This is a genomic window from Corynebacterium sp. HMSC28B08 (genome assembly GCF_001806865.1).
Lineage (GTDB): Bacteria > Actinomycetota > Actinomycetes > Mycobacteriales > Mycobacteriaceae > Corynebacterium > Corynebacterium auriscanis.
In genome coordinates, this window is record NZ_KV786167.1 from 137,792 (window position 1) to 160,144 (window position 22,353).

Sequence of the window (22,353 nt, forward strand, 5' to 3'; positions counted from 1 at the left end):
CCATGGGCAACCAGCCGAACAACAACCGGAACTACGGGCAGGGCTATGGTCGCGGATACGACCAGGGTTACAGCGATGATCAGACGCAGGTTTTCAACAACCAAGCTGGCTACAACCAGGGCTACGATCAAAGCTACGATCGCGGCTACAGCCAAAGTTACGGTCAGGGTCACGGCCAAGGTTACGACCAGAATTACAACCAAGGTTACGGCCAAAACTATGACAACTATGACCAGGGCTATCAGCAATCCGGTGCGTACCAAGGCAAATCGGCCCCGGAGGAGCGCCGTGATTCGGGGCTGCTCGCGGGCCGGTTCGATGGCAAACGCGTAGCTATCAACCTGATCGTGCTGGCGGTATTGGCAGCTGCGGTGACGTTCGCTGTGGTGTTCGTGGTCGATCTGCTGGTGGGCATGCTGCCAAATCAGTACTCCTCTGGAACCTCTGCGGCGGGCTTGGCTGCGCTCGTTGCAGGTGCCGTGGGTGTGTTGGCCGGTTTGTTGTACATCCCGGTTTCCGGTACTGGTAACGAGCGCTTGTTTGGGATGGCCGTGGTGGCGCTGGCGGTCGTGGCAATCCTTGTGTGGGTTGTTCTCGGTGGCCTGTTGGAGGGCGATTGGTCCACGTTGGTGACGTTGGCCGGCATTATCTGCACCGCCGCGATTGGGCGGTTGGCGCCTAGCCGCATTGAGTCGGCAGCGGTGCGTTAAGCCCAACGGGATCCGCCAGTATCCGCGTCAATCCACACCGATTCGCGAAAATCCTAGAACGGACAGCGGATTCACAGAATCGCAGGTAAGGGAGCCCATGTGGCTCCCTTTTTGCTTGCCTTTCGGTGGTTTTTTCTTTTTTTTACTTGACGCCCCCACGTGGTCAACCGGTACGTTGGGCAACTCGTAACCGAATTGTTACCGAACGACGAAGGAGCGAATTTCCAATGCGCAAGACCGTCAAGACCAACCTCACCCGTCTGGGACTGGCTGCTGGTGTAGTGGCCGCGCCGGCCCTCGTTGCCCCCGCCGCGGAGGCTGCAACCGTTGGGCAGTGGGACCAAGTGGCGGCGTGTGAGTCCGGCGGTGACTGGCACATCAATACCGGTAATGGCTACCAGGGTGGTCTGCAGTTCAGTGCTCAAACGTGGGCTGGCCACGGTGGCACCCAGTATGCGCCAACCGCTGATCAGGCTACGAAGGCGCAGCAAATCGAGATTGCCGAGAAGGTTTTGGCTTCTCAGGGTGCAGGCGCATGGCCAAATTGTGGTGGCCCGGTAGCCTAAGGGCCTCGCATGAGGGGGGATTATGCGACGATGTGGTACGCGGAAGCCAGCGGTCCGCCTAGGGCCCGCATGAGGGGGATGATCAACCAAGGGGCATAAGGGGGATGGCCAACTAAGGGTTACCTTGCTTAGGTAAGGGTAACGCGGGTAGTAGTTGAACCATGCAGATGACTTCTACTACCTTCCGCTCGCCTTCCGCGGGCCGCGAAACCGGGGCTCGCACCGGTTTCCTTCGCATGTTTGCCCTTCTGGTAGCCGCAATCTTCGGCTCCGCAATGCTCGTTGCATGTGGTTCGGACGCATCCGATTCTGGCGATAGCAAGGGCGAGTCAGGCGAGAAACGAGTAGTCGCCCTCGACTGGCGCTACGAAGAGATTTTGGAGACGTTGGGCGTGAAGCCAGTAGGCGTCGTAGAAATTGGTAAGTCCTCCGCACCCAAGACCTTGGAAGGCAAGCTGGATGGCATACAATCCGTCGGCCAGGCTAAGCAGCCAAACTTGGAAGTTATCCAGTCCTTGGAACCCGATCTGATTCTGGCTAGCCCCACTCGTCAAGAGGCGATCATGCCCCAGCTGAAGGAGATCGCGGAGACGAAGGCTTACTCCGATGCTTCCTATACCGATGTCCTCGATTCCATGGATGACATCGCCAAGCAGCTGGGCAAGGAAGATAAGGCCAAGGAAGTTCGGGATCGCATCGAGGGCAAGGTCGACCAGGCCAAGAAGGAAATCAAGCCCGGCACCCGCGCCGCCCTTGTCGGTTGGTCCAAGAACACTCTGTACACGTGGATCAAGAACTCTTTCGCAGGATCCCTGCTGACCGCCGCCGGTTACGAGTACGGCTACAACGGTGAGCGTTCCGCCATTGAATCCAAGACGGATGTGGCGGAACTAACCGGGGACAAGCTGCCGGGTATGAAGCTGGACACGATGTTCCTGTACAACGACATCGAAGGCTTCAAGGCCAGCCCTTACAAGGATGTGGTCAAGCACATCGTGGACGTGGAACAAGATACGTGGTCCCGCTCCCGCGGTCCGCTGGCGGCGGAGGCGATGCTTGACCAGATCATCGAAACCGCTAATCCAAAGGGATAAATGACTGTAATGGTCGTGCGTGCCGTCGATTCTGAATCAGAACCCACTCCCGACGGTAAAGCCTCAGCTAACCGCTCTAGCCGCGCTCGCGCTCCGCGACGCGCGGCTTCGGCCGTTGCAATTGCTGTGTGCCTTGCCGTGATTGCGGGAATGTGGTGGTGGCGCATGGGTGCGGTAACTGTTCCGGCCAATGCACCGCAACTCGCCGCGGAGGTGCATGCGGTCATGCGCGACCGACTATTGGCGGCCACCGTTATTGGTCTCGCACTGGGTGCCGCGGGCGTTGTGCTGCGCACGGCAACGCACAACCCGCTGGCGGATCCCGAGATTACGGGTGTTAATTCGGGGGCTGCATTCGGTGCCGTGGTCGGAACCACCATCACCGGATCGATCTCCGGTGCTGCGGTGCTCCCAGGCGCGCTGGTGGGTGCGGGCTTGGCGGCTCTCATCACGGTAGGCATCGGTTTGCGAGCCAACTCCGCGGATCCCACCGGAGCTGCTGCAGTACAGCGCATGATTCTGCTGGGCATTGCGATTTCTGCATTGTTTTCGGCCCTGACCGCCGTAACGCTGGTGATCGATGAGGCGCAGCTGTCCACCGTGTTGTCGTGGTTGTCTGGGCGCTTGGGCGGGGTGCGTTTGGCGGACATTATTCCTTGCATCATTGCCGTGGTTGTCGTTGTACCCGCACTGTGGTGTGCCGGCCGGGGGCTAGATACCCTTGCCGCGGGTGATGCCCTCGCCAGTTCGGTGGGGGCCAATCCCCGCTTTACCCGGATGCTCGCGGTGCTTGGGGCGGTTGTGCTGGTGGCGCCAGCCGTGGCGGCCGCGGGGCCAATTGGCTTTCTGGGTTTGATGGCGGCTGTTGTCGCGCACCGTGTGGCCGGACCTCGCCACCGGTTGGGGCTGTTGGTCGCTCCCGTCGTGGGTGCGGCGGTTTTATTGGTTGCCGACGCCACATCTCAGGCGTTGTGGGCCCCCGCCGAAACTCCGGTGGGTGTGGTCACATCCATCGCAGGTGTGCCGTTGCTGCTGTGGGGTATTAACCGACTGCAACCGCGAAAGAAGGTGCGTGTTGGGAACGCAGTTTGGGGTGGTCGGCAGTGATTGGTCGCGAGAGCGAACGCGGTCCAGTTTCGACCAGGACGCAGCTTGGAGTGGTCGGCAGTGATTAGTCGCGGTAGATTCTGGACTGTCATTGCCATACTCGTTGCTGCCCTGAGTGCAGCCGTGGTCGTGGGCTTGGGAATAGGTGCGGTGATGAAACCTCCTGCGGAGGTGCTCCACGAGCTGTTCTCCGGTGGCAAGTTGGTGTGGCGCTACCGCATGCCTCGCGTACTTGTGGGCATACTCGCCGGCGCTGCCATGGCGGTATCTGGAGCATTACTGCAGCTCGCGTTGCGCAATCCCCTCGCAGCACCCGATACCGTCGGGGTAACGGCAGGTGGTGGGCTCGCAGCCGTGGCCGCGTTGCTAAGTGTGGGTTCGTTGCCTGCCCAGGCTTTAACTCCCGTGGCATTTGTTGGCGCAATGATCGGAGCCGGACTGGTGTTGTTGCTTGCCGGACGGGGTGCGAATGATCCGATTCGGTTGACGCTCACGGGTGTGGCAGTCTCCGTGGGGCTGGGAGCGTTAACGCAGTTGTTACTGGTGAAAGCTGCCCCAGAAGCTGGTGCAGCCATGACCTGGCTCAAGGGTTCGCTGTATGCACGGACCATTGCGGATGCCCAGATCATTGCGCCGTTCGTTATTGCCGTGATCGTGATAGCCGTGGTTCTGGCGCGGCACTTGGATATGCTGAATTTGGATTCCTCCGCCATGGCGGGCGTGGGAGTGAATGAAAAACTGTGGCGCACCATCGCCGTTGTGTGCGCAATTGCATTGGGGGCAGCCGCGGTCGCCGCTGCTGGTGTGTTGGGCTTTGCCGGATTGATTGTCCCCCATGCGGCGCGGTTATTGGTGGGTAGCGCGGGGCGTCGGGTAATACCGGTATCCGCTCTAGCGGGAGCCACACTTGTTACTGTGTGCGACGCCTTAGGGCGATGGGCATTCGCGCCAACCGAAATCCCCGTGGGGGCATTGATCGCCATCGTGGGCGCTCCGTACTTCGTGTACTTGTTGTTACGGTTATCGCGCACGAACCCCAATGCCACCGTCGGGCGAGGTAAGAGGAAGAGCGCTCCGCGTATTGAGGAAAGGACGGTGGCATGACTGATAAAGGTGCGACCGATAAAGGGATGGCCGGTAGTGATGTGCTCGGCAGCGGGGCGGCTGGTAACCGGGTGATCGACGACGGGGCGGCTGGTAACCGGGTGATTGACGACGGGGCGGCTGGTAACCGGGTGATCGACGACGGGGCGGCCGAACGTACGCATGGGCAGCCAGCGGTCACACGTGAGGGGCAACTCAGCGCCGAGGGAATCACCGTTGGATATGGTGGGCCCGCAATTCTGCAGGATGTCAGCCTGACCATTCCCGCGGGGAAAATCACGGCGCTGATCGGCCCGAATGGATGTGGCAAGTCCACTTTGCTGCGCGCCTTGGGTCGGCAACAACCGCTGTCCGCGGGGACGGTGCGGTTGGATGGGGATCCCATTCGCGACCTGTCTGCACGCCAGTTTGCGCGCCGCGTTGCCTTTTTGCCACAGCAACCTGTGACGCCCGAAGGGGTGACCGTACGCGAGGTCGTAGCGTATGGTCGCTATCCATATACGGGGGCATTCGCATCGCTGAGCGCTAAGGATCGTGAGGCCATTGAGCTGGCGGCCGAAAAGGCTGGTGTGAAGGAGCTGCTGGATTCGCCCGCCACGGAGTTATCCGGTGGTCAGCGCCAACGGGTGTGGGTGGCCATGACCGTGGCGCAGCAGACGCCGATCTTGTTACTGGATGAACCCACGACGTATTTGGATCCGGCGCATCAGATTTCCATTTTGGATTTGGTGCGGGATCTCAATGCCACGGGCCGTACCGTGGTGATGGTGGTGCACGATATGACGCACGCCGCACGCTTTGCCGATCACATCGTGGCGATGCGTGACGGTCAGGTGGTCGCCGCGGGGGATACCGAAGAGGTGATGTCCGCCGAATTAGTTCAGGCGGTTTTCGGGATTGGGTGCTTGACTGTGAAGGATCCGGAAACCGGCCGTGTATTGCCGGTGCCGTATCGGTGAGAATAGAGCGCGGCCTCGTGGCGCCCGCAGGGTTCGTTGGCATACGTGGTTAGTTGTGATGGTTGGGTGGAGCCTTGACCGTCCGGCGTTTGTGCCAAATTGTCGAGTAAAACCAGGCCACAGTGCCGATCGGAAACATGCCACAGTGCCGATCCGAAACATCCCAAAGTGTCGAGTTTCTCATTGTTTCAATTAGAAGCGGAGGGTTCGGAATATCTACCGGAGCCCCCGATTCAATTGGTCATCACCGGTGGGGGTTTGAGCAAGGAAACTGCCAAACTGCACACATGCTAACCCCTTAGGTCAAGGAAACTATCGCATTGTCTACACTTGTGAAGTGTTTGGTGGCAAAATGAAGGCCAGATAATTCAGTTAATCTCCACTAATTGAACGGAGTGAGTGACAACCATGAGCGTGGAATGCACCACGAGCGCCCGCGAGCTAGTTGCGGGCATCGTCGAAGATGGAATGACAATTGCTGTGGGTGGATTTGGACTATGCGGAGTGCCCTACGACCTCATTGAGGGCGTGCGGGATTCAGGTGCCAAGAACCTCACCATTGTAAGTAATAACATGGGGGTCGATGGCCAAGGCCTCGGCATCCTTTTGGAAAACAAGCAGGTCAGTAAGGCTGTTTCCTCCTACGTAGGAGAAAACAAACTATTCGCGGAACTTTACTTGGCTGGCGAGCTAGAGGTGGAATTCAATCCACAGGGAACCCTCGCCGAGCGCCTGCGCGCAGGCGGTGCCGGCATTCCTGCGTTCTACACCGCCACCGGAGTGGGCACCATGATCGCGGAAGGTAAGCCCGAAGCTGAATTCGACGGCAAGCGCTACATTCAAGAACGCGGAATCGTTGCGGACCTCGCGCTTGTGCACGCGCACACTGGCGATATCGACGGCAATTTGGTCTACCGTTTGACCGCACAAAACTTCAACCCGCTGTGCGCTGCCAGCGGAAAGGTCACCATTGCCCAGGTCGAGCACCTCGTGGGCCGCGGCGAGATCGCGCCCGACCGTGTTCAAACCCCCGGAGTGTACGTCGATCACATTATCCAGGCCCAACAGCGCGAAAAGCCGATTGAAAAGAGGACCACGCGGTAGGGGACCAGCGGGGCGTCGGAAATAAAAAGGGTACGTACAACAACACGTACAGCAAAGCGCATAGAAAGCGAGTAGAACAATGGCCTGGACCAGAGACGAAATGGCTGCGATGGCGGCGCAAGAACTCAATGACGGCGATTATGTGAACCTGGGTATCGGGATCCCCACGTTGGTCGCCAATCACCTGCCGGACGGCGTGCGGGTGATTCTGCAAAGCGAAAACGGGATCCTCGGGATGGGGCCGTACCCAACGGAAGAGGAGGTGGATGCGGACCTCATCAACGCTGGCAAGCAGACTGTAACTCTGCTGCCTGGCGCCGCGACGTTCGATTCCGCCACGAGCTTTGGCATGATCCGAGGTGGACACGTGAAAATGGCAGTGCTAGGTGCAATGCAGGTGAGCGAACGGGGTGACCTCGCCAACTGGATGATCCCCGGCAAGATGATTAAGGGCATGGGCGGTGCGATGGACCTGGTCTCCGGTACCCCGCGCGTGGTGGTACTGACGGATCACGTTGCTAAAGATGGCTCCGCCAAGCTCAAGCGCGAATGCGACTTGCCACTGACTGGTGTACAGGTGGTCAAGCGGATCATCACTGACCTGGCCAGCTTCGATGTGGCCGAGGATCATTTGGTGCTGCGGCAGCTCGCGCCGGGAGTGACGGTGGAGGAGGTCGAGGAAAAGACCGAGGCCGCGTTCGTGGTGGACCTGGTGTAACGCCGACGGACCTGGTGTAACGCTGGCGGAGCCGGCAACGCGAGGCTAGTGGCGCAGCACCGTTGAACCCTATTGCTCTAGGTATTTCTCCGGAATGTCCAACGCGCGCAGGTCGTCGATGGATTTTGTGGATTTCTCCAGCGCGGCCTTCACCACGTGGCGCATCTGCGCTTCGGGGTCGGGAATACGGCGCTGCTCGCTCATCAACATGGTGAGAATCTCCGGCTGGTCCTTGAAGCAGTGCCACACCACGGCGTTGGCCAGCGATTCCAACACCAAACCACGGGGCTGGAGTGCCTGCTCGGGGCGTTCCGCGCGCTTGCCACCGCCGCGTGGGCGCACGTGCAGATCCTGCTGGCCGATGCCAACAACGGCGCCGTCTTTGTTCTTAACGATCGAGGTATATGGAACATTGCAGTAGCCATCCTTATCGATGGTCTGCTTGATCCACGCCACCATCTCGTCCGGTACCTCCACCTCGAGGTACGCGCCGTCGCGGCCCGGCTGCAGGTACTGGAAGGTGCCGGTTCGTGTCCAGGCTTCATAACCGACGCCCATGCGGCGCGCCACCAACGTGCCGAATAGCACATCGGTCATGGAGTACAACGTGCCACCGAAAGCGGCACCGTGCATGTTCTGGTTCCAAAACCGCAGGTTTAGTTGAATGCGGCCGTAGGACCAATCCTTGGAAACGTGCGTGAGTTTAATGCCAGAAAACAGCAATGGCGGCCAAGCACTCATCCATTTGCGCAGGCTATCCGGGGAGCTCATCGTGCGCGCGATGAGCTTGGGGAAGGTCTTTTTCTGCAGCTTCTGAATAGAGCGGAAAGGGCCGGGGACTGTGGAGCGAGACTGTTGTGAATTCATCATTAACTGAATCTACTCCATACCGGCAGCGCTAGTGACGGAAACCGCCCCGCTGGTCACTTATGCCGGTGGCGCCAATTCGGGCAGGGGAATCTTGTTTTCATTGAGCGCCTTGAACACTGGGTCGAACTGTTTGAGGGCCCAGCGCACCGAGAGGGCCGTGGCCATGGAGGTGGCGTTGTTCTCGGCTTCGGTGACCTGCACCGCACGTCCTTCCTTGACGACCGGCAACGTCTTCCACCCTGGGGCTTTGTTGATGTCCCCATCGATGGTCCACATCAGGGTGAGGTCGGAATCCAGCAGATCCACGCGCTCTGGGGAAATGCTCACACGGTTTTCTTTCTTCGCGAACTCCCGTAGCTTGGGGTTCACTTCGAATCCCAAGCGGGTGAACATGTCGTTGGAAGGATCGCCGGGATTGGCCACAGCGGAATACTGGCCACCGAAGTACATGCCCCACGTGAAGGTTTTTCCCTTGAGATTCGGGTACTTCTTCGCAGTTTCGGCAACCTCGTTGTTCACATCCTCCACCAGTGTGTTGGCTTCGTTTTCCTTACCGGCAATTTGCCCGGCGATCTTGGTCAGTTGGCGCCAATCATCCACTCCGGTTTCCTTGTCCAGAACCGGTACCGTGGGGGCAATGTCACTGAGCTTCTTGTAATACGCCTCGTCCGGCACCCAGCCAGCGAGGATTACATCGGGCTTGAGTTCCGCAATCTTTTCCGGCGTGATCTCCTGCAGATCGAAGTTGTAGGTAATGGATTGGTTCGCCGCGTTGTCCTGGGCCCATGGAATCTGCTGCTTCGTGTTCGCCGTAGCGGAAACCACTTGGGCTTCCACCGGTACGTTCAGCGCATTGAATGCATCGGTCCACCCCTGCGCCATCGTCACAATGCGCTTGGGGTTCTTCGGCACCTCGGTCGTGCCCATGGAGTGCTTGACGGTGATTCTTCCCGACGCCGAACCATCCTGTCCTGCGCTTTCCCCGCCGGTTGTGCTATTACCGCCACCATTGTCGGAGCAGGCCACGGCACCCATGCTCAACGCGACGGCGGATGCAGCGGCCACCACGCCCCGCCGCCATGCCCGGGCACGGAACGAGCCGGCTGTGTGGGGAACGCGTTGCGGGGCAGCGTGTGGCGTCGAGTTGAAAGAGGCAAGGTAATTTCGCAAGACAGTGGGCCTTTCGGGTTCCAAGCCCGCCGGGGAAGAAGACGGTGCGGAAGAAATGTCCGTATTAGTCTAGCCGGTGCCAGGACTGCGGCACGGGGAATTCCCAGTACAGTATTCGGCATGTCCACAACCGATAAGGCGAAAACCGAACGCCCCATTGACGACGGAGCTGAAGGGCTCTCCGGCAACGGGATCCGCAACGGCGCGCGCAGCGCGATACCTCAGCAGCCAGGTGTGACAATGACGGGCAGCCCGCTGGCGCTGCTCAACCGCTGCGGGCCATTACTGGTGCTCATCGGCGCGGCACTGATTGGTATGAACGCATGGTTCTACTGGCACTTCTCGTGGAATCACGGCTTGATGGATGCCGGAGTTTTCCGCGATGCCGGTTTCGCGATCACTCATGGCTACCCGTTGTATTCGGACGAGTTCCCCACGCGTAGCGGCTTCCGCTTCCTCTACCCCCCGTTTGCAGCCGTATTGTTTGCACCGTTGATGCTGGTCAACGAATGGTTCCAAGATATGGCCTGGACGATCGGCACAATCACTGCGGTGTTCGCGACCGTGGGAATGTGCGCCCACCGGCTGGGGTTGCGTCCGTGGTGGATGTGGGCCGTGGCGTGCGCGGGTTTCAGCGTGATCCTAGAACCGCTGCGTTCGCACTTGGATTATGGGCAGATCAATATATTCTTGGTTGCCATTGTGGTCGCCGACGTGTTGGGGTACATTCCGCGTCGGTTCCGCGGCGTGGGTGTAGGTATTGCAGCGGGTATCAAGATCACACCGGCGGGTTTTGGGCTGTTGTTCTTGGTGCGCAAGGATTGGGCTAGCGTGGCCCGGTCGATTGGCACGTTTGGGGCTACGGTGTTGATTGGGTTCCTCGTCCGTGGCGGTGATGCGCTGTACTTCTGGACGGAGGAGTTCTTCGGCTCGGATCGTGCGGGCGCGCCGGGTTACCCTCGGAACCAGGCGCTGACTGGTTTGTTGACTCGCGCCGGCATGGATCCCGATATGGCCGCGAAGGTGATGCTGCCGGGTTTCTTGATCATCGCGGTGCTGTGCCTGTGGGGTGCTTACCGCTATGAGAAAGCGGGGTATACCGTGGCAGCTTACCTGCTGATCACGCTGGGCATTTGCCTAGCTAATCCGGTAGCGGTTACACATCACTGGTCGGGCATTGTGGTGGCGTGGGTGCTGGTGATGGCACCGGTGCGCCGTTGGCTGGTGCTGCCGCTGTTGTTCATGCTGTTTGCCTTTTACTTCCGGTGGTACAAGATCTATCCCCAGGTCGAGACCTTCACCTTTGATTTGCGCACATGGTTGGAGGGCAATCTAGAGGGCATCAGTGGTGTGATCATGTTTATCTGCCTTCTGGTGGTGGCTGCGCGGGTGAAGGCGCGGGAGGCGGCCCACGAGTCCGCAACTCGCGGTGTAGTTACGGCGGGGACGGCGGGGACTGTGCCGTCCCGTGGTGCGCCCATGGGTTAGTCTGCGCGTTCGATTCCCTTTTCGGGATTGTCGCAGCCCCGGGCTACATTGAGCCCATGCGTACTTCGTCTTCGTCTTCCCCTTTCTGCCGTCCACGCTCTGGTCTGGTCGCTGCTGTCGCTGCCGTGGTTATCGCCGGTGCTTCTTTGGCGGGGTGCGCGGTGGATGTTGGCGGGATAGCTGGTGGCGGGGCTGCTATTTCTGCTTCTTCTTTGTCGACGCCCCCCGCCGCCCCTTCTCCCGATTCTCCCCAGGGGGCCGATTCCAGCGGTGGTGGGGATGCGGACGGCGGGCGCGAAGACGGCGGGGAGCGTCAAGGAAGCTCGTTCCCAGCACAGCGCCCGGGTGCTGGTAAAGGTGGGGGAGGGGAGAGGCAGGGTGGCGTCGACCACAAAACCGGTGATGCCGCAGAAGCGGTGCGCCTGCGTGGGGTGCTGGCGACTCTAGAGGTCAAGGGGCGAGCGCCGAAGAATAATTATCGGCGGGCGGAGTTCGGCCAGCGGTGGAAGGACGTGGACCGGAACGGTTGTGACCAGCGCAATGATGTGTTGGCGCGGGACTTGCAGCAGGTGGAGGCGCCGAAGGGGTGCAAGGTGCTGCGCGGGGTGCTCAATGATCCGTACACCGGCCGGATGATTGAGTTTCAGCGTGGGCAAAACACCAGTAGCGCGGTGCAGATCGATCATGTGGTGGCGCTGGCGGATGCGTGGCAGAAGGGGGCACAGCAATGGACGGCGGAGCAGCGGGAGGTGTTCGCCAATGATCCGCAGAACCTGTTGGCGGTGGATGGGCCGGCCAATATGCAAAAGGGCGCAGGTGATGCAGCGACGTGGTTGCCGAAGAACAAAGCATTCCGGTGCCGGTATGTTTCCATTCAAATTGAGGTGAAGGCGAAGTACAGGTTGTGGGTGACTCCGGCGGAGCGGGATGCAATGCATCGGGAGCTGGGGCGGTGCTGATTGGGGTTTTGGCTCGCAATTGAGTGCCCGCATACGATAGTCCTGATTTCCACATAATAGACCGATCGGTACGGTCGAAATAGACCATTCGGTACGGAACGCGGGAATAACCCCAGCGCCACCATCGTTGCCCCGAGTGGAAACGAAATGCTGCCGTACAACGGCACCCGCGGAAAACTCCCTGTAGACCCAGAAAAGAGGACACCATGACCACCAGCATGAGGCCGGACCCGGACCGGCGCGTGGCGTCGGATAAAGAAAACCCCGGCGCCCCCGGAGCCGAGCCAGTCACTCAAACAACCACTCAAACAGCAACCCAAACAACCACCCCACCAACCGGTGAAGATCACCCCACGCCGCCGAAGCAGTCGAAGTGGTACTCCAACTTCGGCGCGCAGGTTATTGCGGGTCTGATTATCGGTTTGATCTTGGGCTTCGTTGCTCGTTCAATTGGTGCGGACGCCCCCGAGGCCGACGGCGAAGCAAGCAATTGGCTCGCGAGCCTGCTTGACGGCGTGGGTAGCGCATACGTCCAACTGCTCAAGGTGATGATCCCGCCACTTGTCATCACGGCTGTGATTACGAGTGTTGCTAACCTACGTAAGGTCGCGAATGCGGCACGCTTGGCGGCTTCCACCCTGTGGTGGTTCGCGATCACCGCTTTCTTCTCGGTATTGACCGGCATCGTTGTGGCACTGGTGATGCGCCCCGGTGTGGGCACTTCTATCAGTGCCGACGCCGCGAAGGAGCCCTCCACCCAGGGCAGCTGGTTGGGCTTTATTCAGTCTGTCGTCCCCAGCAACATCATGGGATTGGGTGCCAAGGTGTCGGAGACGGCTTCGGGCGCCCTCGGAGTGTCGTTGAGCTTCAATGTGCTGCAGTTGCTGGTGATCTCTATTGCCATTGGTGTGGCAGCCGTGCAGACTGGCGAGAAGGCCGAGCCGTTCCTCGGCTTCATGGAGTCCCTGTTGAGCATCGTGCAGAAGGTCCTGTGGTGGATCATCCGCCTGGCACCCATCGGCACCGCGGCGTTGATTGGCACGGCTGTAGCTACCTACGGCTGGGGCGCGCTGGGCGCGTTGGGTAAGTTCGTGCTGGCCATCTACGTGGGCCTCGCCATCGTTGCCCTGGTGATTTACCCCACCGTCCTGGCGCTCAATGGCATTTCCCCGCGTGAGTTCTACCGTCGCGTGTGGCCAGTAATGTCGCTCGGTTTCGTCACCCGTTCGTCCATGGGTGTGATGCCCGTGACCGAGCAGATTACTGAGCGCAATATGGGCGTGGCCCGCGAGTACGCATCCTTTGCCATCCCGTTGGGCGCCACCACCAAGATGGACGGTTGCGCCGCGGTTTATCCTGCCGTGGCCGCCATATTCGTGGCTCAGTTCTACGGGATTGACCTGCACTTGCAGCACTACCTGCTGATCGTGCTGGTCTCTGTGTTAGGGTCTGCAGCTACTGCCGGTACCACGGGCGCGACAGTTATGTTGACGCTGACCTTGTCCACCCTGGGTCTGCCATTAGCAGGTGTTGGTCTGCTGCTGGCTATCGAGCCGATTGTCGATATGGGCCGCACCGCAGTGAATGTTACGGGACAGTCGCTTTCTGCCCTCGTAGTAGCGAAACGCTCCGGCATCTGGGACCGTGAGGTTTGGGACGATGCGGAGCGTAGGGGCTTTGATTTGGCTGCAGCGAAGTAGGCCTGTCCCTCCGCTCGCAGCATGGGGGGCCGCGGAGGCTGCAGCCGGGTTAGCGCGGGGAAACCCGGCAGGGTTCGGGGCTAATTAACTCCGTAGGAATCCAGAATCTTCTGCGGGGTTCCGTCCTTCGGGTAGTTCAGCTCCATGACCACACCACGTGCAGGGTTGATGACCAACAGTCCCTTTTCTAAGCTGCTCTTGCCGTAGGCAATGAAGCTGTCATTGGAATCCTTGACGATGTGGAAGTTCTTGACCTTAGCTGCCTCAATCTTATTACTGGCGTAAGACTTGCTGGTCAGGTAAGTCACGCTGGTATATGGGCTGGGGGAGCTTTTGCCCATGCTGCAACGCGTGCCGTCGGCCTTACCGTCGGAAACCTTGCCGCCGCGGCCGTAGTGGTAGATCTCGAAGGAACCGTTACGGCAGTTTTGAACCATGGTGGAGGTATCAAACGGCAGACCAGAGCGGTATTGGGCTGGCAAGGTATCGTCCCCGCCCCACTTCTTTGGATCGTGTGGAGCCGCAGCTACCGAAGGATCAGTGGAACTGGACGGTGTGCTTTCAGAAGCTGAGTTCTCGCTAGACTCCTCGCTGGCAGAGCTGGCAGAGCTGGATTCAGCGACCGCAGATGATGGGTTGTCGGAAGGTGGCGCTTCTGAGGAAGAGGAGCTGCTGGCTGCCTTGTTATCGGTTTCGGCATCGTCCTTCTTTACGAACAGGAAGTACGCGCCCACTGCCAGGATGACCGCCAGTAGTATCCCCAGGATGATAGGCAAGGCCTTGCCGCCACCACCGTTGTTTCCGCCGTGGTGGCTTGACGGAATGTGCCCATTGCCGTCGGGTTGGTTGGAAACAAAGTACGGGTTGCCCAGCCCATTGTTCTGCCCGAAGCCGTGCCCGGGCTGTGGTGGCTGGCCGGAACCAGCTTGACCACCGTGGCCGGGGTTGCCTTGAGCCCCGAAAACACGGGTCTGGTCGTTGTTTGGATTGCGGCCGCCGGGAACGTTACCGGCGGAGTAGTTGCCCGAGTTGTTTGGGCCATGTGGATTGCTTCCATAGGGATTCTGGTTGTTCATCGGGTTTTCCCTCTCACGTCGTTGTGTAGTTGGACTGTCCTGTTCCTGGACTTTGGTTGGGTGTCTGTACGTTGCCCAAACGTTCCCGTGGGATCGCAAAATCTTTTGTGCTCCGCCGATCGGGGGGCGCTCCCGCACGGTGGTTGGTGAGGGGTCGATCCAAACCGGAATAGCTGATCTGATGATATGACCAGATGTGCAGCTAACGTGGGGTGAGCCCAAAGAATTTGCTTTCCATTAACTTAAGACTGGTGTGCAAGAATGAACAGCTTGGTCTATTCTGTTGTGAACCGCTCGGTCTACAATTGCAACGATTTTTCAAGGAGAACCCATGAGTCACCAGCACCAATCAGGTTTTGATACCAGCGCCATCCACGCGGGATACGAACCAGATGGCCACATGGGATCCATCAATGTACCTATTTATGCCTCCACAACTTTCGCGCAAAACGCTCCGAACGATCTGCGGGGTGGGTTCGAATACGGGCGCGTAGCCAATCCGACCGTCACGTCCTTGGCTAACACCATCGCAGCGCTGGAAGGCGCCAGCCATGGCAAAGTATTCGCTTCCGGCATGGCGGCGACCGATCTTTTGCTGCGTGCCATTTTGCGCCCAGGTGATCACTTGGTGATGGGCCACGATGCTTACGGTGGAACCTACCGCCTGATCAGCACTGTGTTTGTGGAATGGGGCGTGGAGTTTTCGGTTGTCGATACCACCAAGCCCGATGAGGTTGCCGCCGCCTTGCAGCCCAATACCAAGCTGGTGTGGTTGGAGACCCCCACCAATCCGCTGCTGGCCGTCACCGATATCGCGGCCATCGCCGGTGTTGTTCGTGCGCACGAATCCGCTCCGCGTCTGATCGTGGACAATACCTTCGCCTCCCCATACCTCCAGCGGCCTTTGGACTTGGGAGCGGACGTAGTTCTTTACTCTACGACCAAGTACTTCGGTGGACACTCGGATGTCATTGGTGGCGCCGTGGTCTCCAACGATGCACAGCTGGACGAGGCACTGGACTTCCTGCTCGGCGGGGTTGGGCCTACTGCTTCACCATTCGACGCCTACCTGGTCGCCCGCGGCATAAAGACCCTTGGGGTGCGGATGGATCGGCACTGTTCGAATGCACAGACCGTGGCGGAGTTTTTAGAGCAACGCCCTGAGGTGACTGAAGTCCTGTATCCCGGCCTGAAGTCCCACCCAGGCCACGAGGTGGCTGCACGTCAGGGCACGGGCAAGGGCTTTGGGGGAATGATTTCTCTCCGATTCGGCTCGGAGGAAAAGGCGCTGGCATTCTGTCAGGCCACAAGGCTCATCTGTCTGGCCGAATCCCTCGGTGGCGTGGAAAGTCTGCTGGAGCATCCCGCCACTATGACGCACCAATCGGTCGCGGGTTCTCAGCTGGAGGTGCCCCGCGACTTGGTGCGAATCTCCATCGGCATTGAAAACGTGGAGGACCTCCTGGCGGATGTGGAGCAGGCCCTGGAACGGATTTAGCTGGAACGGATCTGACTGGAACGCATTTAATTGGAGCGGACTCAGCTGGGCCGGATCTGACTGGAACGGATCTCATTCGCGCAGACCCAACTGGGCCGGATTCAACTCCTTGCGCGCGGTGGGTTGCCGCAGCAAACCCCGCAAGGGGGTTTGCTGCGCTGACATTAGATATCCAGGTACTCGGTTTCTGGGTTATCCAGTGCCCGCTCGGTAGCTGCGATGAATGGTGCGGGGACCGTTTTAGTTCGGCGGAAGGCGGCTTCCTTCAGCTTTTCAAGATCCGCGAATACCTCTAATTCGTGGTGCGCGGCTAGCTCATCGCGAACGATGGAAGCGTGGGTTCCCCCCTCTGGCGCTGCTTCGGAGGCCTCTGAGTGCACGTGGAGGGAGTTGCCGGAACCATCAGCGCTTCCCGCCGTCTCCGTCGCCACGGAATCCGCGCGGTGATCGACCACCTCTCCGAAGCCCTTGCGGGATTCCTTGTCCGAATTTTCCATGGAACCGTCGTTGGACTTATCGCCAGGCGCCACACTGCCGTCCCCGCGGAACGACCGGCCACGATCGTCGGTGCCATTCATCAGGTCGCTGATGATCCGGTTAGCGCTATTCGCCAAATAGCTGAGGTCCACATCGACTTGTGGGCGGTAGGAGCTGCGCCCAGCGCGACCGGTGGCTTTGTCGAAGGAGCGGAAGGCTAGGTCGATGAGGTCATTGGGGAACAAGTCCGTGCCCCGTGTGCCCCCAGCGGAAGGTGAGGTGGGGGAGCCCGAGGGGGCGTCGTTACCCCACGAGCCGGCAGCCTTACGGCCAGCATTCGTACCCGCCGTACCCGCACCGCGTGCCACGGCCACGAAATCGGGGTGTTCGGATCGGACTACTGCCAGGTTGCCCTTGGGGGTGAGGTAGCTGGTCCATTCGATCCGCCGGCCGTCGTGGGATTGGGACAGGCGGGCTAGCTGGTGGCCGTGGAAGACCTTTCTTGTTTCGACGCCATCGGTGCGATCGACCACGTGAACCTCATGGAACCCGCGCTCTGCTACATCGTTATGCCGCAGGTATAGCTTCAATCCTTCGACGACAGCAGGAGAGAGGCCACCTGCGAGCTCTGCTGCGCGGTCTGCGAGGGGCAGGTCGCCATCGGAAATGTAAATGGTCTTGTTAGGCATACGTACAAGTATGCGTAGAAGTGGGATGGGTGGCAAGGGGGGGAGCGAAATTATTTCGGCCCGGCGGGTGCCGTGAGCGGGTGGAAGGGCAGGGCGCCACAAGGATTGAGTTGAACGGCCCAGCAGGCTGGGGGGGTGAAGGGCGCCGCAAGGATTGGGTTGAACGGCCCAGCAGGCTGGGGGTGAAACCGACGAAGTTCTGTCCCAGTTGGTGCCTAGGATAAGTGGCATGAGTGTTACAGAGAACCCAAAAGATAACGCACGCACGCGATTCGCCGTTGTGACCGGAGCTAGCGCGGGAATCGGTGAATCCACGGCTGAATTGCTGGCAAGGGATGGCTGGCGGGTAATTCTGGCTGCGCGCAGACAAGAGAAACTGCAGGAAGTCGCCCAGCGGATCAACGGCACTAATCCTGGTGGCGGAATTGTGCTGACGCTCGATGTGACCGACAAGCAATCGATTGAGCGTTTCGCCCAGGATGTGCAGGACGTGGTTGCGCAGGTACCGGGTGGTGCGCTGGAGCTGCTGGTGAACAATGCCGGTGGCGCGCGTGGGTTTGAACCGATTCTGGATACCGATCCGGAGGATTGGCGCTGGATGTTTGAGGCCAACGTGATGGGCACCCTAGAGGTTACTCGCGCGCTGTTTTCGCAGCTAGAGTGCGGTAAGGCCCCGCAAATTATCAACGTGGTTTCCGTGGCCGGGCGCGGTGCTTACCGCAACGGCGCGGGCTACAACGCGGCCAAGTTTGGCGAGACGGCCCTGACGGACGTGATGCGCATGGAATTCGCAGAGCACAACGTTCGGGTGTGCCAGGTGGATCCGGGGCGCGTGTCAACCGATTTCAGCGTCAATCGCTTTAAGGGCGATGTCGCACGGGCGGCCGAGGTCTACGCGGACAAGCTGAACCTCGTTGCCGCCGATATTGGCGAAACCATTCGGTGGATCGCTGACCGGCCGGCGCACATGGATGTGGAATCCATCATGATCCGCCCGCTGGATCAGGTGTAGCCGCCGCGCGACGAACGATAGCGGTATCCCAGATATAAACCACGCCGAGGATGCCCACGAGGATCAGGCCTGCGCCGACAACCCCGGGCCACTGCCAGTGGTGCCACGCGACGGCGCCGATCAAGGACCCAGCTGTGGCACCGAGGAAATAAATGAACATGTAAAGGGAATTCAACCGGGCCCGGGCGCCGGGGACGGTTGATGTGACGATAGCCATGCCCGTGACGTGCATCGATTGCAGTCCAAAGTCCACGAACAGGAACGCAACAATGACCGCCCACAGGTGGTGTGCACCGAAAATAGCGATGATCCATCCGATCACCAACGAGCCAAACGACAGGGCAGTGGCAAGTCCCGAACGGTTTTGATCACCCAGCTTCCCCACGGGGCGAGCTGCCAAGGCGCCCACCACACCGGCCAAACCAATTAGCCCGATCACACCCGTGGAAAGGAAGAACGGCTTGCCCGCCAGCAGCGCGGTCATGGTGGCCATCATCGCGGCAACGGAAGCGAATGCGAGGGCACTCATCAGGGAGCGTGTGCGAACGCGCGGTTGGGTGAGGGCCAGTTCCAGCATGGAGGAATACACCCTGCGCAGATCAATGGATTCCGTGGCCGAATGGGGTTTGGTATCCGAGGGCAGTGAACGCCATAATGCGATTCCCACCAGCACTAATGCCAGGGTTAGTGTGGCGTAAGGTAAACGAATACCGGCGATTTGCCCCAGGATTCCCGAAACGGTTCGCGCCAAAAGAATGCCTGCCAATAGCCCGGAAAGTACGGTGCCCATGGCCTGGCCGGCTTGCCCCTCCGGGGCTAAATCGGCCGCATACGGGACTAGCACTTGGGCGGCGGTGCTGAATAAACCTGCGATCGCTAGACCTATGACCAAGATCCAGAAAGTGGGACTAATGGTGGCGAGGAAGTGCCCGGCCGCAGCGAGCCCAAGGAGGGTTAAAGCGAGGGTTTTGCGGTTGAATTTATCCCCGAGGGGCACCAACAGGATCAGACCTAGGGCATACATTCCCTGCAATACCGTCACTGTGGCGGCAGCCATGGAATCGGAAACCCCAAAAGTCGCGCTGAAATCGGCCAGCAGAGGTTGGTTAACATAATTGCCACCAGCGCACAGCCCCGTAGCAATGGCCATGAGCAGTAAGGGCGTTGTCTGGGTTCTGGATTGCATGGGGTGACCTTATCGCAGCTCGTAAAAACAACGAGAGGGGCCCTGCAGCGTATGAACGCTACCGCCCCTCGTAGTACACGCTATTAATAGCATGCCGTTGTTTGGTTTTCCCACGTTGGATTAACCGAAGTCAGGAGCTTCCTCTAACCGCAGTTCCGAGTACCGCCCTTCCGGAACGGAGACCTTGTAGGTGGCACCCGTGGGTACCCACTGCAAATCTTCCGTGCACTTCACGGGCTGCACATCGGCATCGAGGATCGTGAATCCCCATACCAAGCGGCCCTGCTGGTGCGGCTGCAAGGTGTACGGCCCAACCGTTTCCGTCAACTTCCAAAAAGCCTGGTACACGTAATTGAATCCGTAGGCGCTGTTCAGAAGTTTGGCCAGCTCCCCATCCGGGGTGACCGTAGCAGATACTTCCGTGGTCTGCACGCGCTTGTTGGTGACCTTGTGGGTAACCGGAACGGCTTCTTCCGTGTTGTTTCCCACCGTGGCAGCATCCGTTTGCTTAAACCAACGATGCTGAGCCGAAACATACTTGGCGGCCGAACCGGGGGTCGCGCATTCCGTGTATGGCTTGAAATCCTCGTTCCAGCGCTGCGGAAGCTGGAACGCACCAGCGAAAGTACCGGGTGACGATGTTCCCGAGGGCTTGAGCGCAGGCGAATCCGTCACCGCGGGTGCCGTCGTATCGGCGGTAGTTCCGTTCGTACTCACCGCGGTCTCGGCCAGCGCGACAGGGGCATTCAGTGCTGTGGCGGTTCCCAGCACGATTGCACCTATACCGGTGGACATGACCGCCCAAGCATTTCGTCGCGGGGAGACAGAGGGGCGTCGAATAAAAGTAAACCGCATGGCTGTTATCCGAAGTTCTCGTTATCGCGGGTGGAGATCGCTACGTGGCGCTCGCGAGGAAGGGATGCGGTGAAGGTGCTGCCGGTGCCCTGCCACGTGTGGTTGGTGCCACACACGGTGCGCTCACCCACAAAGTCAGAAACAACCCAACCGGCCTGCAGTACAGCGGTCTTGCCTGGCGCCAAGCTGTATGGACCGATCGTCTCGCCAACCTCGTAGGTGGAGGAATCCGTGTAGGAGGAGGAGAAAGTGATCTTGATCAGGTCCAAGATTGGGAACTCGATGCCAGCGGAGACATTCCACGTCTTGGTCTTAGTTTCGGTAACCGATCGGGTGATTGGCAGTGGCTCGTCGTTGTAGTTGGAAACCGTCCAGGTGCCGGCCGAGCCGTCGAAGTAGGTCCGCTTGATCTTGATGGTCTGCCCGCGATCACCAGGGTTGGTGCAGGTTGCGCCGATGGTGGTGGGGTTGGCCGTGCCCATGTTCTTCTGAGGAAGAGCAGCGGAAGCAGCTGGAGTGAAAACAGTGCCCGCGATGGATGCGGTCAGTGCAGCCGCCGATGCGGCCTTGAACAAAGATGCCTTGGAGAAGGTGGACTTGGACATGAGGGGTGCTCCTTGTTAGCGAGGTAGAGAGGTAGAAACGTGTCAAACGTGAGGGGGGTTTAGCGATTGGACTGGGTGGGTACCGGCAAGGACCGGTACTCGTCAGGGGTGACATCCACTGTGCGGGTGGAACCATCCTTGGCTGTCACCTTGGCTTCCGCCCAGAACCCGGAGGGGGCGCTGGCCTGCGGGTAGTTGCTGGTCAGGCTGTAGGTGCCGTCCTTCCCGCAGTGCAGCTCCCGGTAGTTGATCCGGGTCATGGTGGTTCCGTAGGTCACGCGAACGCGGTCGCCGGAATTCAAAGGAATGGGCTTCAGCGCGGTATTGACCGGCATGTAGGCGCGCTGCACTGTTCCGACGGATTGCAGCCAGCCCTCCGGTAGACGGCCGTTGTTGCCGCGCCAGTTGAGGTAGCCGTTGAACTCTGCGCCCACGATGTGGTCCGTGACGGGGGTGAAGGTGTAGTCACCCTTCGACCAGTTCAGGAAGTCCTGGGAGTAACCGGGCTTGCGGAACGTGGGGCTCACCGAGGTGATATCTAGGGGAGTCCACGCGGTATCGGTCGCGGGAGTGCACTTATCGCCTTGCCTGGGCCACGAACCATCGCGCGCAGGGGGAATGGCCGGTTCCACAATCTGATCCTTCGCGGGATCCGCGACCTTTTCCAACGATGGGCCCGAAACGCTGGTGTAGGTGCCGCCCGTGGGTTGGGAGTTGGCGCCCTTCGCACGGGCGGGGATATGCATTGCCAAGTCAGACACACTGCCGTCTGGGCGGATCACGTAAGCGTAGGCGTAGCGTTCAGCGGGGGCTTGACCTCGGATGACGCCGGCCCCGGGTTCATTGACCACGTAGCCCTTTTGGCACGAGGTGAACATGGAGATGAAGTCCTTGAGAACCACACCATATTCGACTTTGAAAGATTCGCCCGGGCGCAGCGTGATGGGGCCGAAGGTTTCGCCTTCCACCCAGCCGTTGGATAGCTTCAAGCCAATTTCGCTCTTCGCGGTGGTGTTCCAGTTGGAGGGCAGCTTGGCCTTCGAGTTCGCGTCGATCTCGTGGTTAGTGCCCGTTTCGACCTTCGCGGAGTACTTCACATCCTGGTTGGTGTTGTTTGTGAACTGCAGGCTGTCATCGTTGATGTAGTGGCGGGCAGTTTCACCGAAGTGCCAATCCGGGGTGATTTCCCCAGGCTTGCATGGCTTGTACAGTCCCGGCACGGGGTAGCCTTGTGGCATCGGTGGAATCTCTGCCTGCGCGGCTGGTGAGAGCACCGTGGCGGAGAGTAGGGAGCTGGAAACCACGGCGGCAGCAGCGACGGCAGCCCTGAATTTCTTAGGCTTACCCGAAGGTAATACACGGTTTTGGTTGAACATAAGCAAACCTCTGAAGTGTTGGGGCGTTCC

21 protein-coding genes are annotated in these 22,353 nt (G+C 59.7%); 13 read left to right on the plus strand and 8 right to left on the minus strand.

Annotated elements, in window-relative coordinates:
• Positions 1-2: 2 nt before the first annotated feature.
• From HMPREF3098_RS11990 to HMPREF3098_RS06455, 8 genes are all read left to right on the plus strand, one after another.
• A complete protein-coding gene (locus HMPREF3098_RS11990; RefSeq protein WP_070434435.1) occupies positions 3-710 on the plus strand; it encodes a hypothetical protein in 708 nt (235 codons plus the stop codon).
• Between the two features lie 227 nt (positions 711-937).
• Positions 938-1,276 carry a transglycosylase family protein gene (locus HMPREF3098_RS06425; RefSeq protein ID WP_035114295.1) on the plus strand — a complete coding sequence of 113 codons (339 nt, stop codon included), beginning with the start codon at positions 938-940 and terminating at the stop codon, positions 1,274-1,276.
• 275 nt (positions 1,277-1,551) lie between these two features.
• Positions 1,552-2,370, plus strand: coding sequence for an ABC transporter substrate-binding protein (locus tag HMPREF3098_RS06430; protein ID WP_246815873.1), 819 nt, complete (start codon positions 1,552-1,554; stop codon positions 2,368-2,370).
• On the plus strand, positions 2,371-3,477 hold the full coding sequence (locus HMPREF3098_RS06435) for a FecCD family ABC transporter permease (RefSeq protein ID WP_256364847.1): 1,107 nt from the start codon (positions 2,371-2,373) through the stop codon (positions 3,475-3,477). It abuts the gene before it with no gap.
• Positions 3,478-3,522: 45 nt separating this feature from the next.
• Complete coding sequence (locus HMPREF3098_RS06440; protein WP_371440961.1) at positions 3,523-4,581, plus strand: FecCD family ABC transporter permease; 1,059 nt, start codon at positions 3,523-3,525, stop codon at positions 4,579-4,581.
• Complete coding sequence (locus HMPREF3098_RS06445; protein WP_246815868.1) at positions 4,578-5,540, plus strand: ABC transporter ATP-binding protein; 963 nt, start codon at positions 4,578-4,580, stop codon at positions 5,538-5,540. Before HMPREF3098_RS06440 ends, HMPREF3098_RS06445 begins: the two co-directional genes overlap by 4 nt.
• 408 nt (positions 5,541-5,948) lie before the next feature.
• Positions 5,949-6,644, plus strand: a complete 696-nt coding sequence (locus HMPREF3098_RS06450) for a CoA transferase subunit A (RefSeq protein ID WP_035114301.1) — start codon at positions 5,949-5,951, stop codon at positions 6,642-6,644.
• A 79-nt stretch (positions 6,645-6,723) separates the two neighbouring features.
• Positions 6,724-7,362 carry a 3-oxoacid CoA-transferase subunit B gene (locus tag HMPREF3098_RS06455; protein WP_070434436.1) on the plus strand — a complete coding sequence of 213 codons (639 nt, stop codon included), beginning with the start codon at positions 6,724-6,726 and terminating at the stop codon, positions 7,360-7,362.
• 69 nt (positions 7,363-7,431) lie between these two features.
• On the opposite strand, the gene HMPREF3098_RS06460 is transcribed toward HMPREF3098_RS06455, so the two are convergent.
• Both HMPREF3098_RS06460 and HMPREF3098_RS06465 read right to left on the minus strand, forming a co-directional pair.
• Complete coding sequence (locus HMPREF3098_RS06460) at positions 7,432-8,232, minus strand: PaaI family thioesterase (protein WP_141739692.1); 801 nt, start codon at positions 8,230-8,232, stop codon at positions 7,432-7,434.
• 57 nt (positions 8,233-8,289) lie between these two features.
• Positions 8,290-9,300, minus strand: coding sequence for an ABC transporter substrate-binding protein (locus tag HMPREF3098_RS06465; RefSeq protein ID WP_070434437.1), 1,011 nt, complete (start codon positions 9,298-9,300; stop codon positions 8,290-8,292).
• Positions 9,301-9,522: 222 nt separating this feature from the next.
• Here HMPREF3098_RS06465 and HMPREF3098_RS06470 point away from each other — a divergent pair, with 222 nt between their 5' ends.
• The 3 genes from HMPREF3098_RS06470 to HMPREF3098_RS06480 all read left to right on the plus strand — a co-directional run bounded on the left by HMPREF3098_RS06470 (position 9,523) and on the right by HMPREF3098_RS06480 (position 13,549).
• Positions 9,523-10,890 carry a glycosyltransferase 87 family protein gene (locus HMPREF3098_RS06470; protein ID WP_070434438.1) on the plus strand — a complete coding sequence of 456 codons (1,368 nt, stop codon included), beginning with the start codon at positions 9,523-9,525 and terminating at the stop codon, positions 10,888-10,890.
• 56 nt (positions 10,891-10,946) lie between these two features.
• Positions 10,947-11,849, plus strand: a complete 903-nt coding sequence (locus tag HMPREF3098_RS06475; RefSeq protein WP_083284239.1) for an HNH endonuclease family protein — start codon at positions 10,947-10,949, stop codon at positions 11,847-11,849.
• Between the two features lie 206 nt (positions 11,850-12,055).
• Positions 12,056-13,549: a dicarboxylate/amino acid:cation symporter gene (locus HMPREF3098_RS06480; RefSeq protein ID WP_070434439.1), complete on the plus strand. Its 1,494-nt coding sequence runs from the start codon at positions 12,056-12,058 to the stop codon at positions 13,547-13,549.
• Between the two features lie 80 nt (positions 13,550-13,629).
• Here HMPREF3098_RS06480 and HMPREF3098_RS06485 read toward each other — a convergent pair whose 3' ends face one another.
• Complete coding sequence (locus HMPREF3098_RS06485; protein ID WP_070434440.1) at positions 13,630-14,625, minus strand: hypothetical protein; 996 nt, start codon at positions 14,623-14,625, stop codon at positions 13,630-13,632.
• 331 nt (positions 14,626-14,956) lie between these two features.
• Between HMPREF3098_RS06485 and HMPREF3098_RS06490 the strand changes: the two genes are divergently transcribed.
• Positions 14,957-16,123, plus strand: coding sequence for a cystathionine gamma-synthase (locus HMPREF3098_RS06490; protein WP_070434441.1), 1,167 nt, complete (start codon positions 14,957-14,959; stop codon positions 16,121-16,123).
• Between the two features lie 164 nt (positions 16,124-16,287).
• Here the strand turns inward: HMPREF3098_RS06490 and HMPREF3098_RS11690 are convergent, their stop codons facing one another.
• A complete protein-coding gene (locus HMPREF3098_RS11690) occupies positions 16,288-17,289 on the minus strand; it encodes an EXLDI protein (RefSeq protein ID WP_070434442.1) in 1,002 nt (333 codons plus the stop codon).
• 229 nt (positions 17,290-17,518) lie between these two features.
• On the opposite strand from HMPREF3098_RS11690, the gene HMPREF3098_RS06500 reads away from it, so the two are divergent.
• Complete coding sequence (locus tag HMPREF3098_RS06500) at positions 17,519-18,301, plus strand: SDR family oxidoreductase (RefSeq protein WP_070434443.1); 783 nt, start codon at positions 17,519-17,521, stop codon at positions 18,299-18,301.
• On the opposite strand, the gene HMPREF3098_RS06505 is transcribed toward HMPREF3098_RS06500, so the two are convergent.
• From HMPREF3098_RS06505 to HMPREF3098_RS06520, 4 genes are all read right to left on the minus strand, one after another.
• Entirely contained in the window at positions 18,273-19,487 is a 1,215-nt protein-coding gene (locus tag HMPREF3098_RS06505) for an MFS transporter (RefSeq protein ID WP_070434444.1), read from the minus strand. The two genes, HMPREF3098_RS06500 and HMPREF3098_RS06505, sit on opposite strands and share 29 nt — an antisense overlap.
• Before the next feature lie 120 nt (positions 19,488-19,607).
• A complete protein-coding gene (locus HMPREF3098_RS06510) occupies positions 19,608-20,342 on the minus strand; it encodes a hypothetical protein (RefSeq protein ID WP_246815869.1) in 735 nt (244 codons plus the stop codon).
• 5 nt (positions 20,343-20,347) lie between these two features.
• Positions 20,348-20,947, minus strand: coding sequence for a hypothetical protein (locus HMPREF3098_RS06515; RefSeq protein WP_052095082.1), 600 nt, complete (start codon positions 20,945-20,947; stop codon positions 20,348-20,350).
• A 59-nt stretch (positions 20,948-21,006) separates the two neighbouring features.
• Positions 21,007-22,323, minus strand: a complete 1,317-nt coding sequence (locus HMPREF3098_RS06520; RefSeq protein WP_371440962.1) for a hypothetical protein — start codon at positions 22,321-22,323, stop codon at positions 21,007-21,009.
• Positions 22,324-22,353: the final 30 nt, after the last annotated feature.